General features: G+C 35.4%; 15 protein-coding genes. 14 read left to right on the plus strand and 1 reads right to left on the minus strand.

The window, feature by feature from the left end; all coding sequences use genetic code 11:
* The first annotated feature begins 95 nt into the window (after positions 1 to 95).
* The 10 genes from AC3IS6_RS14810 (at position 96) to AC3IS6_RS14855 (ending at position 10716) form a co-directional block, all read left to right on the plus strand.
* Positions 96 to 1235, plus strand: a complete 1140-nt coding sequence (locus tag AC3IS6_RS14810; protein ID WP_489160424.1) for an aspartate aminotransferase family protein — start codon at positions 96 to 98, stop codon at positions 1233 to 1235.
* An 85-nt stretch (positions 1236 to 1320) separates the two neighbouring features.
* Complete coding sequence (locus tag AC3IS6_RS14815; RefSeq protein WP_489160425.1) at positions 1321 to 2514, plus strand: glutamate-5-semialdehyde dehydrogenase; 1194 nt, start codon at positions 1321 to 1323, stop codon at positions 2512 to 2514.
* A gap of 148 nt (positions 2515 to 2662) precedes the next feature.
* A complete protein-coding gene (gene proB / locus AC3IS6_RS14820) occupies positions 2663 to 3424 on the plus strand; it encodes a glutamate 5-kinase (RefSeq protein WP_489160427.1) in 762 nt (253 codons plus the stop codon).
* Positions 3425 to 3472: 48 nt separating this feature from the next.
* Positions 3473 to 3652: a GxxExxY protein gene (locus tag AC3IS6_RS14825; protein ID WP_489160429.1), complete on the plus strand. Its 180-nt coding sequence runs from the start codon at positions 3473 to 3475 to the stop codon at positions 3650 to 3652.
* A gap of 85 nt (positions 3653 to 3737) precedes the next feature.
* Complete coding sequence (locus AC3IS6_RS14830) at positions 3738 to 4685, plus strand: N-acetylornithine carbamoyltransferase (protein ID WP_489160431.1); 948 nt, start codon at positions 3738 to 3740, stop codon at positions 4683 to 4685.
* A gap of 95 nt (positions 4686 to 4780) precedes the next feature.
* The gene (argB, locus tag AC3IS6_RS14835; RefSeq protein ID WP_489160433.1) at positions 4781 to 5557 is read left to right on the plus strand and encodes an acetylglutamate kinase; all 777 of its coding nucleotides are present in this window, start codon (positions 4781 to 4783) and stop codon (positions 5555 to 5557) included.
* A 190-nt stretch (positions 5558 to 5747) separates the two neighbouring features.
* On the plus strand, positions 5748 to 6818 hold the full coding sequence (locus AC3IS6_RS14840) for a M20 family metallo-hydrolase (protein ID WP_489160435.1): 1071 nt from the start codon (positions 5748 to 5750) through the stop codon (positions 6816 to 6818).
* Between the two features lie 233 nt (positions 6819 to 7051).
* Complete coding sequence (gene argH / locus AC3IS6_RS14845) at positions 7052 to 8332, plus strand: argininosuccinate lyase (RefSeq protein WP_489160437.1); 1281 nt, start codon at positions 7052 to 7054, stop codon at positions 8330 to 8332.
* A gap of 219 nt (positions 8333 to 8551) precedes the next feature.
* On the plus strand, positions 8552 to 9553 hold the full coding sequence (locus AC3IS6_RS14850; RefSeq protein WP_489160439.1) for a DUF2157 domain-containing protein: 1002 nt from the start codon (positions 8552 to 8554) through the stop codon (positions 9551 to 9553).
* The gene (locus tag AC3IS6_RS14855) at positions 9550 to 10716 is read left to right on the plus strand and encodes a hypothetical protein (RefSeq protein ID WP_489160441.1); all 1167 of its coding nucleotides are present in this window, start codon (positions 9550 to 9552) and stop codon (positions 10714 to 10716) included. Before AC3IS6_RS14850 ends, AC3IS6_RS14855 begins: the two co-directional genes overlap by 4 nt.
* 66 nt (positions 10717 to 10782) lie before the next feature.
* On the opposite strand, the gene ytxJ is transcribed toward AC3IS6_RS14855, so the two are convergent.
* Positions 10783 to 11172 (minus strand): bacillithiol system redox-active protein YtxJ, encoded by a 390-nt coding sequence (gene ytxJ / locus AC3IS6_RS14860; protein WP_489160443.1) that lies wholly within the window; start codon positions 11170 to 11172, stop codon positions 10783 to 10785.
* 207 nt (positions 11173 to 11379) lie between these two features.
* On the opposite strand from ytxJ, the gene clpB reads away from it, so the two are divergent.
* From clpB to AC3IS6_RS14880, 4 genes are all read left to right on the plus strand, one after another.
* Positions 11380 to 13983, plus strand: coding sequence for an ATP-dependent chaperone ClpB (clpB, locus tag AC3IS6_RS14865; protein ID WP_489160445.1), 2604 nt, complete (start codon positions 11380 to 11382; stop codon positions 13981 to 13983).
* Between the two features lie 149 nt (positions 13984 to 14132).
* The gene (locus AC3IS6_RS14870; protein WP_489160447.1) at positions 14133 to 14627 is read left to right on the plus strand and encodes a T9SS type A sorting domain-containing protein; all 495 of its coding nucleotides are present in this window, start codon (positions 14133 to 14135) and stop codon (positions 14625 to 14627) included.
* Between the two features lie 22 nt (positions 14628 to 14649).
* Positions 14650 to 15687 (plus strand): DUF8740 domain-containing protein, encoded by a 1038-nt coding sequence (locus AC3IS6_RS14875; RefSeq protein WP_489160448.1) that lies wholly within the window; start codon positions 14650 to 14652, stop codon positions 15685 to 15687.
* Positions 15688 to 15829: 142 nt separating this feature from the next.
* On the plus strand, positions 15830 to 16861 hold the full coding sequence (locus AC3IS6_RS14880; RefSeq protein ID WP_489160450.1) for a DUF8740 domain-containing protein: 1032 nt from the start codon (positions 15830 to 15832) through the stop codon (positions 16859 to 16861).
* Positions 16862 to 16892: the final 31 nt, after the last annotated feature.

Raw genomic sequence — 16892 nt, forward strand, 5'->3', positions numbered from 1 at the left:
AAATAATTACAAGATTGAAAAATTAATCTTATAATTTATTTAATGCAGAAATCTTTAAATTCTTCGATTTTTAAATCTTTTAATAATAAACAAAAATGAACTTATTCAACGTATACCCACTTTACGATATAACCCCTGTAAAAGCAGTAGATTGTACCATTACAGATAATAACGGAGTAGAATATTTAGACTTATATAGCGGACATGGAGTGATCTCGATTGGACATACACAACCGGATTATGTAGCCAAATTAAAAGATCAATTAGATCATTTAGGATTTTATTCCAACGCTATTCAGAATCCATTACAGGTAGAACTGGCTCAGAAATTAGGAAAGCTTTCAGGATTAGAAGATTATGAATTGTTTTTATGCAGTTCTGGTGCTGAAGCCAATGAAAACGCTTTAAAATTAGCTTCTTTTCATAACGGAAAATCAAGAGTTGTTGCTTTTGATAATTCTTTCCACGGAAGAACTTCTGCGGCAGTTGCAGTTACCGATAATAAGAAGATCATAGCGCCAATTAATGCACAGCAGGAAGTTACTTTTTTACCATTAAATCAAATCGAATTAGTTGAAGCAGAACTGGCCAAAGGTGATGTTACAGCGGTAATTATTGAAGGAATTCAGGGAGTTGGAGGTTTAGACGAGGGGACAACCGATTTTTTTCAGGCTTTAGAAAAAACGTGTAAAAAACATGATGTGGTCTTGATTTTAGACGAAGTGCAATCAGGATACGGAAGAAGTGGAAAATTCTTCGCGTTCCAGCATCACGGAATCAACGCTGATATTATTTCGGTAGCAAAAGGAATGGGGAACGGATTTCCGATAGGGGCTATTTTAATCTCGCCAAAATTTGAAGCAAGTTTTGGATTATTAGGAACTACTTTCGGAGGAAGCCATTTATCTTGTGCTGCGGGAATTGCGGTTTTAGATGTAATTGAAAAACTAGATTTACAGAAAAATGTGAACGAAGTTTATGAATATTTCTTAGAAAAAATTAAAGAAGTAGAAGGCATCAAACAAGTAAAAGGAAAAGGTTTAATGCTTGGAGTAGAGTTTGATTTTGATGTTGCGGCTTTAAGAAAAAAACTAATCATCGAAAAACACATTTTTACAGGAAGCGCCAACAACAAAAATCTACTTAGAATTTTACCACCGCTTACAGTAAAGAAAGCTGATATTGATACGTTTGTAAAAGCTTTAAAAGAAAGTTTAGAAGAATTAAAAAACTAATTCTCATCAAATAAAAACCTGTCGGGTTTAGAGCTCTCAATTTGAGTTTGAAAACAAACCAAAAACAACCAACCCACTATAAATTATGAATCCATTATCAATTGAAAAACGCAATTTGGTTTTGCGGTCTATGGCAAAGCTGGTTGAGCTAGAACGGAATCAGATTATCTTGACCAATCAGGAAGATCTTGCTGACTACGACGGTTCAGATTTAGCGATGGAAGAACGACTGAAAGTAGATGATAAAAAAGTAGATGAGATGATTTTATCTCTCAACCAACTGGCTTCGCAAGAAGATCCTGTTGGAGTAGAGCGCTTTCATTTTGTTCATGATAATGGTATAAAAGTGATTAATAAAACAGCCGCTTTCGGAACGATCTTAATCATTTACGAATCCCGCCCGGATGTTACAATTGAAGCTGGAGGAATTGCATTTAAATCCGGAAATAAGATTTTATTAAAAGGAGGAAAAGAAGCTTTAGAATCGAATTTGAAAATTGTGAATTTGTGGCACCAGGCTTTAGAAGATAATGGAGTTTCGAAAGAATGGGTGGAGTATTTGAATTTTAATCGTACAGAAACTCAGGCTTTTTTAGAAAAACCAACTCAAAAAGTAGATTTAATTGTTCCCCGAGGAGGAGAAAAACTAATAGAGTTTGTAAAAGCTCATGCTACTTGCCCGGTTATTGTAAGCGGACGAGGAAATAACTTTGTTTACGTTCATGAAAAAGCAGATACGGATTTGGCTTTGAAAATAATTTTAAATGCCAAAACCTCTAAAATATCGGCTTGTAATGCGGTCGATAAGGTTTTAATAGATTCTAAGTTGCCCAATTTTGAAGGTTTTACAGCTATTTTGATCGAGACTTTAAAAGAATCTAATGTAGAAGTAATCGTCGATGAATCTTTAAAAAGCTTTGAAGATACAGAAACACTTCAAAACGAAGATATCTGGTACGAAGAATTTCTGGATTATAAAATAGTAATAGGTTCCATCGATTCTGAAGAAAATGCAATTGAGAAAATAAATAAATATTGTGGAGGGCATTCGGCAGTAATTATTACGAGAGACGACAAAGCAGCGCAGGAATTTATGGATGCTGTTGATACCGCCGCTGTTTATCAAAATGCTTCAACCCGTTTTACAGATGGAGGACAATTTGGTTTAGGAGGAGAATTAGCGATAAGCACCGATAAATTGCACCAAAGAGGGCCTATTGGTTTACAACATTTGGTAACCAACAAATGGTACGTGTACGGAGAAGGACAAATACGATAATTTTAGATTTTAGAGTTCTGATTTTAGATTTTTGGAATTTGGATTTTATAAAATTGGAATTTATAGAAAGATAGCTTTGCGAACTTAGCGTTTGTAAACACAAACAATATAAAAAACCTTGCGCCCTTTGCGGTAAAAAAAATACAGCATGTCAAAAAAGCGGATTTTATTAAAAATTGGAAGTAATACCTTAACCAAAGAAACCAATCATATTTCGCGGGGAAAGATTGAAGACCTCGGGATGCAGATTGCTGCTTTAAACAAAAATTACGAGTTTGTAATTGTGAGTTCCGGAGCAATCGCGGCAGCAAAGCAGTTTGTAAAGCTTGAAAGTAAAGGAAAAGAAATTGTAGTTAAACAAGCACTAGCTTCAATTGGTCAACCCCATTTAATGCGGATTTTCCATGAAAACTTCAGCGATTTAGGTTTATTGACTTCACAATGTTTATTGTCCTATTCTGATTTCGAAAAAGAACAGTCTAAAGTCAATATAGTCAATACCATAAACGTTTTAGTCGAGAATAACTATATTCCGATTATTAATGAAAATGATACCGTTGCTACAGATGAGATACAGTTTGGAGATAACGATAAGCTGGCAGCATTAACAGCAGTGTTGCTAAATGTTGATATTCTGATTATTGCCACTAATACAAACGGAATCTATACGAAAGATTCTATTCACAATGAAAATCCTGAAACGATTACATTAGTACATGATTTAAAAGTATTAGAAAAAGAAATTGGAGAATCAAAATCATCGCATGGAACAGGAGGAATGCAGTCAAAAATAGAAGCGGCCGCAATTGCAAAAGCAGCCAATATTGAAACCTGGATCGTAAACGGATTAAATGATAATTTTATTCTGCGGGCATTAAAAGATGAAATTCCTTTTACGAAAATCGTGTAGTGGAACGCAGATGACGCGGATTCGCTTTGCGAAAATGCGGTTTTAGTAGTGGAAGATTTAATTATTTTAGAATTAAAAGCAGCTGATTATATCGCAGTGGAGTTTGAAAATCAGATCTTAAACTATTTAAAAGGCACAGACTGCGAAGTAGGTTTACTTCTAAATTTTGAAACAAAACCAGAATTTAGACGAAAAATATTTGAGAATAATAGAAAATTAAGAATATAAAAAATCCGCGTTAATCTGTGTCTTCGCGAAGCGAATCAGTTTAATCCGCGTCTAATTTTAGACAACAAATAAAAATCAAAAAGACATGAATTATATTTCAATACAAGATATCGACTCATTATCAAAATGGGTAAAAAGTGCGCTAAAAATCAAAAAGAACCCACTTAAAAATCAAAACTTAGGGAAGAATAAAACCTTAGGAATGTTATTTTTTAATCCGAGTTTAAGAACGCGTTTGAGTACTCAAAAAGCGGCTTTAAACTTAGGAATGAATGTTATGGTAATGAATTTTACCAACGAGGGCTGGACCTTAGAGTTTGAAGATGGGGCTGTTATGAATTCCGGTGCTTCAGAACACATCAAAGAAGCTGCCGAAGTAGTATCTCAATATTGTGATATTATTGCCATTCGTGCTTTTGCCGGTTTGGAAGATAAAGAAAAAGATTATGCCGAAACAGTAATTTCGGGCTTTTTAAAGCATGCAACAGTGCCAATCGTGAATATGGAAAGCGCTGTTCGCCATCCAATGCAGTCTTTGGCGGATGCCATTACAATGGAAGAATACAAAACTAAACATAAACCAAAAGTAGTACTTTCATGGGCGCCTCATCCGAAAGCATTGCCTCAGGCTGTTGCTAATTCCTTTGTAGAAATGATGCAGATGCAAAAAGATATGGATTTTGTAATCACACACCCTGAAGGTTATGAGTTAAGTCCTGAAATTACAAAAGACTGTAAAATCGAATACGATCAGGATAAAGCGTTTGAAAACGCCGATTTCGTTTACGTGAAAAACTGGAGTAACTTCAACGACTACGGAAAAGTAACCAACATAGATCCAAATTGGACCGTTACGGCCGAAAAAATGGCTTTAACGAACAATGGAAAATTCATGCATTGTCTTCCGGTTCGTCGTAACGTAATTGTAAGTGACGAAGTTTTAGACGGAGAAAATTCAATCGTAATTCAGCAAGCAAATAACAGAACTTATTCGGCACAATTAGTTTTACAGAAGATTCTTAAAAAAATATAATTTTTTTGAGGCACTAAGGTTCTAAGTTTCTAAGATGCTGAGAAACTGTTGAACAAAAATCTTAGTTCCTTAGTACCTTAGCAACTTAGAACCTCATGGAAAAAGTTTCAGTAATAAAAATTGGTGGAAACATCATCGATAATCCACACGAATTAGAGCAATTCTTAACCGATTTTTCTAAAATCGAAGGACATAAAGTTTTAGTTCATGGTGGCGGAAAATCGGCTACAAAAATGGCACAGAGTATTGGTTTGGTGCCGCAAATGATTGATGGACGCCGAATTACAGATGCTCCGATGCTTGATGTTGTGGTAATGATCTACGCAGGTCAAATCAACAAGCACATTGTAGCGCAATTGCAAGCCAAAGATAATAATGCAATTGGTTTTTCTGGAGCCGACGGGAATCTGATACAATCGGTGAAACGAAATCATCCTACGATCGATTATGGTTTCGTAGGCGATGTAAAAGGGGTTAACACCAAATTGTTGACTACCTTATTAGAAACCGGAATTGTTCCTGTTTTTTGCGCGATAACACACGACAAAAACGGACAATTGTTGAACACTAATGCCGATACCATTGCAAGCGAATTGTCCATTGCCTTGTCTGAAGTTTTTGATGTTACACTAACCTATTGTTTCGAAAAACAAGGAGTTTTACAAGATTCAGAAGATGATTCATCTGTAATAACCGAAATCAATGAAGCATTATATAATAAGCTAAAAGCTGAAAAAGTAATCCATTCCGGAATGATTCCAAAACTGGATAATTGCTTCAACAGTTTATCAAGAGGCGTACAGAAAATCAAAATTGGGCATCATAAAATGCTTCAAAATCCTAATGTTCTGCACACCACCATTACGTTATAAAAGTTATAGCCACAGATTAACGGATTAAAAGGATGAAAATCTGTGAAAATTCTGTTAATCTGTGACAAAAAAAGAACACCGCGCAAAGCATTTTAAATATTAATTTAAGAAATTTGCGCAAACTAAAAATGTCACAGATTCAATTAAAAACTTTGTGACTTCGAGCCTTCACGGCAAAGAAACCATAACTATGAAAAATATTGCAACGCTTACCCAGGAAGCAATTAATTTATTAAAAAGCCTTATCGAAACTCCTTCCTTTTCAAGTGAAGAAGACCAAACAGCCCTTTTAATCGAAAATTGGTTCAATCAAAACGAGATTCCATTTCAAAGAGAAAACAATAATGTGTGGGCTTTCAACAAGTATTTCGACGAAAACAAACCAACACTTTTATTAAACTCACACCATGATACCGTAAAACCCAATCAGGCTTATACAAATGATCCGTTTAAAGCCATCGAAAAAGAGGGGAAATTGTTTGGTTTAGGAAGTAATGATGCCGGAGGATGCTTGGTTTCATTACTGGCCACATTTGTGTATTTTTACGAAAATCAAAACTTATCACATAATATTGTTGTTGTAGCTTCTGCTGAAGAAGAAAGTAGCGGAAAAAATGGTTTAAACAGTGTTTTAAAGCATTTGCCGGAATTAGATTGCGCTATCGTTGGTGAGCCTACTTTAATGCAATTAGCTGTTGCCGAAAAAGGGTTGCTGGTTCTAGATGTAAAAGTCAAAGGAACCGCAAGCCATGCTGCACATCAAAACGATGATAATTCCATCTACAAATCAATTCCTGTAATGGAATGGTTTAAAAACTATAAATTCGATAAAATCTCTGATGTTTTAGGTCCCGTAAAAATGACTGTAACACAAATCAGCGCAGGAAAACAGCACAACGTAGTACCGTCTGAATGTGATTTAGTGGTTGATATCCGCGTAACCGACTGTTATTCGAATACGGAGATTCTGGAAGTGGTGAAAGCCAACATAAATGCTGAAGTAACACCAAGATCCATGCATCTTAACGCTTCATCAATTCCGATTGCACATGGCTTGGTGCAAGCCGGAATCGCTTTAGGAAGAACGACTTATGGTTCGCCAACACTTTCAGATCAATCTGTTTTGAGTTGTCAGTCCTTAAAACTAGGGCCTGGAGAAACACTACGTTCACATTCAGCTGACGAATTTATTTTTGTAAATGAAATCGAAGAAGGAGTCGATTTGTATATCAAAATACTAACTGATTTCTTTAAATTATAATATTAATTAGGAGCTATTTCCCGCTATCCGTTCCAAACGAAGTTCACTGAACTCCGATTAAAATGAGAATTAAGTGAAGTAATCTTTTATTTTTTTAAAGGAAAAAAATAAAAGGATTTCCACTACTATCGGGGCTATGGCAATCAGGAAATAAGAAACATACAATAAAACAAGAACTTTGTGAATCTCAGAGACTCTTTGAGTAGCTCTGTGAAACAAAAAACATACATCTTATGAAACTTTGGGAAAAAGGAATACCAACAGACAAACAAATCGAACAATTCACTGTAGGAAACGACCGTGAACTGGATTTAGTTTTAGCAAAATATGATGCTTTAGGTTCAATTGCCCATGCCAAAATGCTCGGTCAAATTGGTTTATTAACTCAGGAAGAAACCACTTCTTTGGTTGATGCGTTAAATGAAATCATCGCAGATATTGCAATTGGAAAATTCGAAATAGAAGATAGTTTTGAAGATGTACACTCCAAAATAGAGTATTTACTCACCATAAAACTGGGCGATGCCGGGAAGAAAATCCATACGGCACGTTCGCGAAACGATCAGGTTTTAGTGGATGTACATTTGTATTTAAAAGACGAAGTAAAAGTAATAAAAGAACAGGTAAAAACACTATTTGATTTGTTGATGGAATCGGCAGAGAAACATCAAAATGTTTTATTACCGGGATACACACATTTGCAGATCGCAATGCCATCGTCATTCGGAATGTGGTTTTCTGCTTATGCTGAAAGTTTAATTGATGATATCACGATGTTAAATGCAGCCTCAAAAGTGGTAGATCAGAATCCGTTGGGATCAGCTGCAGGATATGGAAGTTCGTTTCCTATCAACAGAACCTTTACGACTCAGGAGCTAGGATTTGAAACATTAAAATACAATGCCGTAGCAGCTCAAATGAGCCGTGGTAAAGCAGAGAAAACTGTAGCTTTTGCTATGACAAGCGTTGCGGGTACATTATCAAAATTTGCAATGGATGTTTGTTTGTATATGAGTCAGAACTTTGACTTTATTGGTCTTCCGGCACATCTTACAACAGGTTCCAGTATCATGCCTCACAAGAAAAACCCGGATGTATTCGAATTAATCAGAGGAAAGTGTAACAAGATTCAGGCACTTCCGTATGAAATTACGTTAATTACCAATAACTTGCCAAGTGGCTATCACAGAGATTTACAACTTTTAAAAGAAGGTTTATTTCCTGCAATTCAAAACTTAAAAGCGTGTTTGGATATTGCTATTTTTTCTGTAAAAGACATTACCGTAAAAGACAACATACTAAAAGACAAAAAATACGATTATTTGTTCACAGTAGACACTTTAAATGAAATGGTAGTGGCAGGTATGCCTTTCAGAGACGCTTACAAAGCAGTTGCCGAGCAGTTGGAAGCAGGAACCTACCAATCTCCTAAAGAGACCAAACACACACACGAAGGCAGTATCAATAATTTGTGTTTAGATGCTATCAAAGTTAAAATGAAAGCAGCTTATTAATTGTTAAATGTGAGATGTAAAATGTTGATTGTAAAATGTTGATTGTAAAATGTGAAAAGTAAAATATCTCAATTACTATAGATAAAAAACGAGATCCCGAATTTTTTAAATTCGGGATTTCGTTTTTTAGCTCACATCCAGCATTTCACATTTTACAATAATCATCTTACAAATAAAAGAAAAACACTATTTTTGATTTACAGTTTTATAAAAGTAACTATGAATAAGTTTGATGATCAAGCCACTAAAGCGCTTTTAGAAAGAAATTTAGTAAGCGAAAAGCAGTATCAGGAAATAACTTCCTATCGGAGTTTGACTATTTTTTCGCTAAATGCGGAACTAAAGCTATTTCTGTACTTGTCTGTACTATCATTTACTTCAGGAATCGGAATTTTAATTTACAACAATATAGATACAATCGGACATATTGCGATTCTGTCCTTACTATTGATTGTTATAGGTGTTTGTTTTTACTTTTGCTTTAAAAACGCAAAAGGATTTCAAAAAACAGAAACGGTTTTTGAGCATCCGGTTTTAGAATACTTAGTTTTGGCGGCCAATATACTTACCTGTATCTTTATTGGTTATTTGCAATTTCAATACAAGCCTTTCGGAACACATTACGGTCTGGCTACCTTGATTCCAACCCTGGTTAGTTTCTTTTGTGCCTATTACTTCGATAATAAAAGTGTTTTAACAATCGGAATTACTGGTTTGGCGGCTTATGTCGGGCTTTCGGTTACGCCACGGGATTTATTCAACAATAGTAATTTCTATGCTGATCAAAATTTGAGTTATTCAGCAATTCTGCTGGGTATTCTGCTTGTTTTGTGGACCGTTTATAGTTCGAGAATTCAGTTAAAAACACACTTCAGTATCATCTATCTTACCTTTGCTTTGCATATCACAAGTATTGCACTAATTCATAATCTGACAGGTTATTATGAGGATGGTATCTGGTTGCTTTTTGCAGTGTTATTGGCCGGTTCTTCCTACTATTTTTACAAGGTCAGTTATCAGTTTAAAGCAATTTCGCTGTATGTTTTTACAATCGTCTACGCCTATATTGGTCTTAATATAATTCTGTTTAGAATTTTTGAGCATATTGACTTTTCGGACGTTTGGGAATTACTTATTTTACTTCTACCATTGTATTTTATTGGCTCCATCATAATGTTCATTAAACTGATTAAGAAATTCAATAAAGAAATTACAGCATGATAGTATACGATAAAAGCGCATTAGATAATTTAGCTTTAATTGAGGAAGCTGCTTCTCTGCATTCAGCCGGTTTTATAGGCAAGGAACAAAAGGATCAGATTAAAAAAGAATTGACCGTTTTTAAAAGGCAAAAAAACATATTGGTCCGATTGGGATTTTTCCTGCTGGGCTCATTTTTATACCTCTCCATTTGCGGTGCAATTTCGTTATTGGGACTTAGCGGAGAGGATACCTTTTTTAAAATCTGCTGCTATATTTTTGCTTTGGTAGGTTTAGGTGGCGCAGAATTTTTAGCGAATCAAAAGTATTATGGACATGGACTGGATGATGCTTTTATTTTGGGAGCTATTTTAAATACAGGATTCGCTATTGCTATTACAACAGAAGGTTATGAGCTGATGATTGCCATTTTTGTTGCTGTTATCTCGTTCTTGCTTTATAGTAGGTATTTGAATTTGCTGTCGATATTGGTGTTTTGTTTTGCTTCAACTGCTGTTTTGTTTTTTGGGCTATTTGAATTTGGAGATACCGGAAAAGCCATTTTGCCATTTGTTACAATGCTGTTTGCTGTAGGGCTTTATTTTTTTACCAAAAAAGCAATTCAAGATCTAACAAAGAGTTATCATTATAATGGACTTTTGTTGGCCAATAGCTTTTGCTTGATTCTATTTTACCTTTCGTGTAATTATTTGGTGGTAAGAGAGCTTTCTTCAGAACTTTTAGGAACGGATGTTCTTCCGGGACAAGATATTCCGTTTGCTTACTTTTTTTATGCTTTTACTTTTATTATACCAGTTGTTTATTTGTTTCAGGCTTTAAAAAACAAAGACCGAATCATGTTGTGGGTCAGTTTTTTAGCCATCGGTTTTTCGGTTTACACCATTCGGTTTTATTACTCGGTTTTACCAATAGAAGTAGCACTGACACTGGGTGGAGTAGTTTTATTTGTAATAGCCTATTTTTCCATCAGAAAATTGAAAGACAAAGAAAGCGGTTTAACTTTTAAACCGGACAGAATTAATGCATCAAATGCCATTTTAAACGCGGAAACTTTAATTGTTGCTTCTGCTTTTGGATTAAAACCTGAAGTTAAACCAACAGATTCTCCAATGGATTTTGGAGGTGGTGGTTTCAGTGGTGGCGGATCTGAAGGAAATTTCTAATATGTAATATGTGAAATGTGAAAAGTAAAATTTGAATAAGATAGTTTTACTTTTCACACACAAGGACTAAATTTTACTTTTCAACGCCTCTGCATCAATATCGCTGTGCGAAACATCATAAACAGCTTTTCCGTTTCGGATTAAAATTAATTGTGGAGATTCATGATAAACATTGAATCTGCTCGCGATTTCATTCGAAATATCTCTGTGTGCAATTAAATCCAGGAAATAAGCGTCTACCGTATCTTTTAAATCGTATTCACGTTCAAATTGTTTCAAGGCCATACGGCTGATACTGCATCTGGTACTGTGTTTAAAAATAACTACCGGTTTTGCATTGGATATCGCTTCGATTTCCATTAATTGGGCAATATCGGTTAATTCTGTCCAATTTACATTGCTTTTTGGAGCATCTGTTGACTCTGAATTTCCGAAGATTGAATTTAAAAAACTCATATTTGACTTGTTTTATGACTTTTTGACGTTAAAAATAAGCTAAAAACTAATTTTAAGCGACATTTTGTCTGTATTTTTAGTATGGAATATAATTTGAATGTTCTCAAGCAAAGTTAGAGTATTTAAAGTTAAAAAATTAATTCAATAAATAGTAATTTTAAGGACATCAGACTAAATAACTAATAATCAAACCTAAATCGTATACATATGAACATAAATAAATTTACAATTAAATCGCAGGAAGCCATTCAGCTGTCACAGCAATTGGCCCAACGCAACGGACAACAGCAGATAGAAAACGAACACATTTTTAAAGCTATTTTTGAAGTAGATGAAAATGTGGCTCCGTTTATTTTGAAAAAATTAAATGTAAATGTTCCGTTGTTTTTACAAATATTAGACAGTACAATTCAAAGCTTTCCAAAAGTTTTCGGAGGTGATATATTGCTTTCCAGAGACGCAAACAAAACACTGAATGAAGCGGAGATTATAGCACAAAAAATGAACGATGAATATGTTTCTATCGAACATTTAATTTTGGCTATTTTCGATTCAAAAAGCAAAGTTTCTCAGATTTTAAAAGATCAGGGTGTTACTGGAAAAGGCCTTAAAGCGGCTATCGAAGAACTTCGTAAAGGTGAGAGAGTAACATCGGCTTCAGCTGAGGAAACCTATAATTCACTAAACAAATACGCTAAAAATCTGAACGAACTGGCGCGTACCGGAAAACTTGATCCTGTTATCGGTCGTGATGAAGAGATTCGTCGTGTATTACAGATTTTGACGCGCAGAACAAAAAATAACCCAATGCTAATTGGAGAGCCAGGAGTTGGTAAAACGGCTATTGCAGAGGGATTGGCACATAGAATTGTGGACGGTGATGTGCCGGAAAACTTAAAAGATAAGATCGTTTTCTCACTTGATATGGGAGCATTGATTGCAGGTGCTAAATTTAAAGGAGAATTCGAAGAACGTTTGAAAGCGGTAGTAAAAGAAGTTACATCTGCAGAAGGAGATATCGTTTTATTTATTGACGAGATTCACACACTTGTAGGTGCTGGTGGAGGAGAAGGCGCAATGGATGCGGCCAATATCTTAAAACCGGCTTTGGCTCGTGGTGAGTTAAGAGCAATTGGTGCAACAACTCTGGATGAATATCAAAAATATTTTGAGAAAGACAAAGCGCTGGAACGTCGTTTCCAAAAAATCTTAATTGACGAACCGGATACCGAAAGCGCTATTTCGATTTTACGTGGAATTAAAGAAAAGTACGAAACGCATCATAAAGTTCAAATTAAAGACGAGGCGATTATTGCCGCAGTTGAACTATCGCAACGTTACATTACCAATCGTTTCTTACCGGACAAAGCCATTGATTTGATGGACGAAGCAGCTTCAAAACTCCGTATGGAAATCAATTCAAAACCAGAAGAACTGGATGTTTTAGATCGTAAGATCATGCAGTTGGAAATTGAGATTGAAGCGATTAAACGTGAAAAAGAAGAAAGCAAGCTGAAAATTCTACGCATGGATTTGGCGAACTTAAAAGAAGAACGCAACGAAATTTATGCAAAATGGAAATCAGAAAAAGATGTTGTTGACGGAATTCAGGCCGTAAAATTAGAATTAGAAGATTTTAAATATGAAGCTGAACGTGCTGAACGTGACGGTGATTATGGAAAAGTAGCTGAAATTCGTTACGGAAAAGTAAAAGAAGCACAAGGACGTCTGGAAGTTTTGCAAAAACAATTACAGGAATATCAGTCTGGTAACTCCTTGATAAAAGAAGAAGTAACCCGTGAAGATATTGCGGAAGTTGTAGCAAAATGGACAGGAATTCCAGTAATGAAAATGCTTCAGACAGAAAGAGAAAAGTTATTACATCTGGAAGATGAATTGCACAGACGTGTTGTGGGACAGGAAGAAGCAATTGAAGCAGTAAGTGATGCCGTACGCAGAAGCCGTGCCGGTTTGCAGGACATGAAAAAACCTGTTGGAACGTTCTTATTTTTAGGAACTACCGGAGTTGGTAAAACGGAATTGGCAAAAGCTTTGGCTGAGTATCTTTTTGACGACGAAAATGCCATGACGCGTATTGATATGAGTGAATATCAGGAACGTCACAGTGTGAGTCGTTTAGTGGGTGCACCTCCGGGATATGTGGGATATGATGAAGGAGGTCAATTGACCGAAGCGGTTCGTAGAAAACCATATTCCGTAATCTTGTTGGACGAGATTGAAAAAGCACATCCTGATACGTTTAATATCTTGCTTCAGGTTTTAGACGAAGGTCGTTTAACCGATAATAAAGGCCGTTTGGCAGATTTTAAAAACACCATTATCATTATGACTTCTAACATGGGAAGTCAGATTATACAAGATAAGTTTGAAAATTTAAAAGGAAGTATCGAATCAGCGACCGAGGCTGCAAAAGTGGAAGTTTTAGGCTTGCTGAAACAAACCGTTCGTCCGGAATTTATCAACCGTATTGATGAAATAGTGATGTTTACGCCTTTAACAGTTGATAATATCTCTAAAATTGTAGGTTTACAGTTAAAGAGCGTTACAAAAATGTTGGCCTTGCAAGGCATTACGATGGATGCAACACCAGAAGCTATCGCTTATTTATCAGACAAAGGTTATGATCCTCAGTTTGGTGCAAGACCGGTAAAACGTGTGGTTCAAAGGGAAGTACTGAATCAGCTGTCAAAAGAAATTTTGGCCGGAAACATAACAACAGACAGTATCATTTTATTAGATGCTTTTGATGGGCAATTGGTTTTCAGGAACCAGACCCATAAAGAAGAATAATTTATATCAGAGAGATGTAGTACATCTTTATTATTTCAAAAAGACACCAGCAGAAACGCTGGTGTTTTTTTTATGCAATCTCCTCTTAGTAATAATATTCTGTATAAGAATTGTTATATATTTGAATCACTAATCAGTAAATCAACAATATGAAAAAAAATCTACGCACTTTTTTAATTTTATTTATTACAGGTATTTCATTTATAACTAATGGCTATTCACAAGAGAGTGTAGTAGTTTCAGGTGGAAATGCGACTGGGAGTGGAGGTAGCTCGAGTTACTCAGTAGGACAGATCGCCTACACAAGTTTACCTGGAGGAGCTAATGGATTTGTTTTGCAAGGCGTTCAACAGGCTTATGAAATAATCAGCCTTGGGAATGATGAATTTAAAGGTATTACTCTTGCAATGACCGCTTATCCCAACCCAGCCATTGATGTACTTAATTTGGTTGTTTCTACAAATGAGTGGAATGATTTATCATGCCAACTATTTGACAGCACCGGAAAAATGGTATCTAAGAACTTAGAAGTTACCAACCCCGAAACGAGCGTATCCATGCAAGGGTTAAATAGCGGCATTTATTTTCTGACTGTAAGTAACAGCGGTAAAACCGTAAAAACGTTTAAAATTATAAAAAAATAATTTTCTAACAGCAGAAATATATATGAAAAAAATTACTCTGATATTGCTATTATTGAGCTCTTTTACAATTTTATTTGCGCAGGCTCCGCAAAAAATGAGTTACCAATCGGTCATTCGTAAAGCTGACGGAACTTTGGTTGCCGGTACTTTAGTGAGTATCAAAACTAGTATTTTGGCTGGTTCAGCAAGTGGTACAGCTTCTTATGTTGAGACACAAACCACAACGACAAACAGTAATGGATTAGCAACCATAGAAATAGGAGGCGGAGCAGCTGTTACCGGAACTTTTTCCGGAATAAACTGGGGAGCCGGATCTCACTTTATCAAGACCGAAATCGATCCAACAGGAGGAAGTAACTATACCATTAGCGGTACAAGTCAGCTTTTAAGCGTGCCTTACGCCTTATATGCGGGAAGCAGTCAAAGCAAAGGAAAAACCACTATTTTTATAACTGGAAATGTTACGGATGCAGAGGCGGCGGCACAAATATTGGCCGAGTTTGGGCCTCACACAGAGAGGATTTATGTTACTCGTACTACAAACTTGACAACTCTGGATTTAAGCGCATTAAAAAATATATTTTATCTTAATATAAGTTCTAATTCTAAACTAGTTACTGTAAAGTTTGATAATCTTAGTTTAGTTCAGGATGAATTCGAAATAAGATATAATGAAAAATTGAGCTCAATTGTGTTTCCTGTGCTAGAAGCAATACTAGGAGATGATCAGGCTACAATATACGATAATAAGTCATTAACGTCAGTCTCTTTTCCACTACTAACGCAACTTAATAGTTTATACATTAACTCTAATTCGAGCTTGAATACTATTAATATACCTATGTTGTCTCTTACTACTGGAAGACAAATCGGATTTGGTGATAATGCATTACCAAGTTCTCAGGTTAATTCGTTATTAAGTAAACTAAAAGATGTTTTACCTGCTTCAGGAAAATCTATTCAGTTACAAGGACAAAATCCACTCGCTCCACCTACAGGACAAGGGGTAATTGATAAAGCAGCTTTGATAAATACTGGTAATTCTGTTAGTACGGACTAGTTTATTAGTATTCTTTCAAATGAAACTACAAAGAGAATGACGCTACTTCTATTTTAAGTTTCTTAGAATTTCGGTTCCTGGAAGAATATTCAATACTGTCAGTAAAATCAAAAAAAGTAACATTCCAAAATAAAAAAAATATATGAAAAAAATTACTCTGGCCTTACTATTATTGAGTTCTTTTACAATTTTATTTGCGCAGGCTCCGCAAAAAATGAGCTATCAATCGGTTATTCGTAAAACCGATGGGACGTTGGTTGCCGGTACTTTAGTGAGTATCAAAACTAGTATTCTGGTTGGTTCAGCAAGCGGTACGGCTTCGTATGTAGAAACACAAACGACAACGACAAACAGTAATGGATTAGCAACCATAGAAATAGGAGGCGGAACAGCCGTTACCGGAACTTTTGCAGGAATAAATTGGGGTAGCGGATCACACTTTATAAAGACAGAAATCGATCCAACAGGAGGAAGTAACTACACGATTAGTGGCACAAGTCAGCTGTTAAGTGTGCCTTATGCCTTGTATGCCGGAAGCAGTCAAAGCAAAGGAAAAACCAGTATTGTTATATCTGGTAGTGTTACAGATGTACAGGCGGCAGCACAAATAGCAGCTCAGTTTGGGCCTGAAACAGAGAACATTTACGTTACTGGAACGACAAATTTGACAACTCTGGATTTAAGTGTAGTAGAAAAAATAATAAACTTAAATATAAGTTATAACTCAAAATTAGTCACTGTAAAATTTGATAATCTAAGTGAAATTCAAAATGATCTTGATATAAAAAATAACCAAAAATTAAGTGCAATTTTATTTCCTGCTCTAAAAATAGTATTAGGAGATCAAGAGGTTAGTATTTATAAAAATCCATCTTTAGTGTCTCTTTCCTTTCCAATGTTGGCTGAAATTAAGACTTTTTTTCTTAATCAAAATATTACCCTTAGTTCTATAGATTTACCTTCATTAGTTTCATGTAGTTATCTTGATTTTGGTAGTAATGCACTTCCTAGCTCTCAAGTTAATTTATTGCTAAATAAACTATTAAGTATTCCTCCAACTACAGGGAAGTATATTCGATTGTTAGGGCAAAATCCACCTGCTCCTCCTACAGGACAAGGGCTTATAGATAAAGCAACTTTGATAAATACTGGTAATTCTGTTAGTACGGACTAGTTTATTAGTATTCTTTCAAATGAAACTACGT

The organism is Flavobacterium sp. KH_035 (assembly GCF_057839565.1).

Coding starts and splice junctions, on each gene's coding strand:
- proB (WP_489160427.1), top strand. CDS start 2,663: ATGTCAAAAAAGCGGATTTTATTAAAAATTGGAAGTAATACCTTAACC.
- argB (WP_489160433.1), top strand. CDS start 4,781: ATGGAAAAAGTTTCAGTAATAAAAATTGGTGGAAACATCATCGATAAT.
- AC3IS6_RS14810 (WP_489160424.1), top strand. CDS start 96: ATGAACTTATTCAACGTATACCCACTTTACGATATAACCCCTGTAAAA.
- argH (WP_489160437.1), top strand. CDS start 7,052: ATGAAACTTTGGGAAAAAGGAATACCAACAGACAAACAAATCGAACAA.
- AC3IS6_RS14830 (WP_489160431.1), top strand. CDS start 3,738: ATGAATTATATTTCAATACAAGATATCGACTCATTATCAAAATGGGTA.
- AC3IS6_RS14855 (WP_489160441.1), top strand. CDS start 9,550: ATGATAGTATACGATAAAAGCGCATTAGATAATTTAGCTTTAATTGAG.
- clpB (WP_489160445.1), top strand. CDS start 11,380: ATGAACATAAATAAATTTACAATTAAATCGCAGGAAGCCATTCAGCTG.
- AC3IS6_RS14880 (WP_489160450.1), top strand. CDS start 15,830: ATGAAAAAAATTACTCTGGCCTTACTATTATTGAGTTCTTTTACAATT.
- AC3IS6_RS14840 (WP_489160435.1), top strand. CDS start 5,748: ATGAAAAATATTGCAACGCTTACCCAGGAAGCAATTAATTTATTAAAA.
- AC3IS6_RS14870 (WP_489160447.1), top strand. CDS start 14,133: ATGAAAAAAAATCTACGCACTTTTTTAATTTTATTTATTACAGGTATT.
- AC3IS6_RS14815 (WP_489160425.1), top strand. CDS start 1,321: ATGAATCCATTATCAATTGAAAAACGCAATTTGGTTTTGCGGTCTATG.
- ytxJ (WP_489160443.1), bottom strand. CDS start 11,172: ATGAGTTTTTTAAATTCAATCTTCGGAAATTCAGAGTCAACAGATGCT.
- AC3IS6_RS14850 (WP_489160439.1), top strand. CDS start 8,552: ATGAATAAGTTTGATGATCAAGCCACTAAAGCGCTTTTAGAAAGAAAT.
- AC3IS6_RS14875 (WP_489160448.1), top strand. CDS start 14,650: ATGAAAAAAATTACTCTGATATTGCTATTATTGAGCTCTTTTACAATT.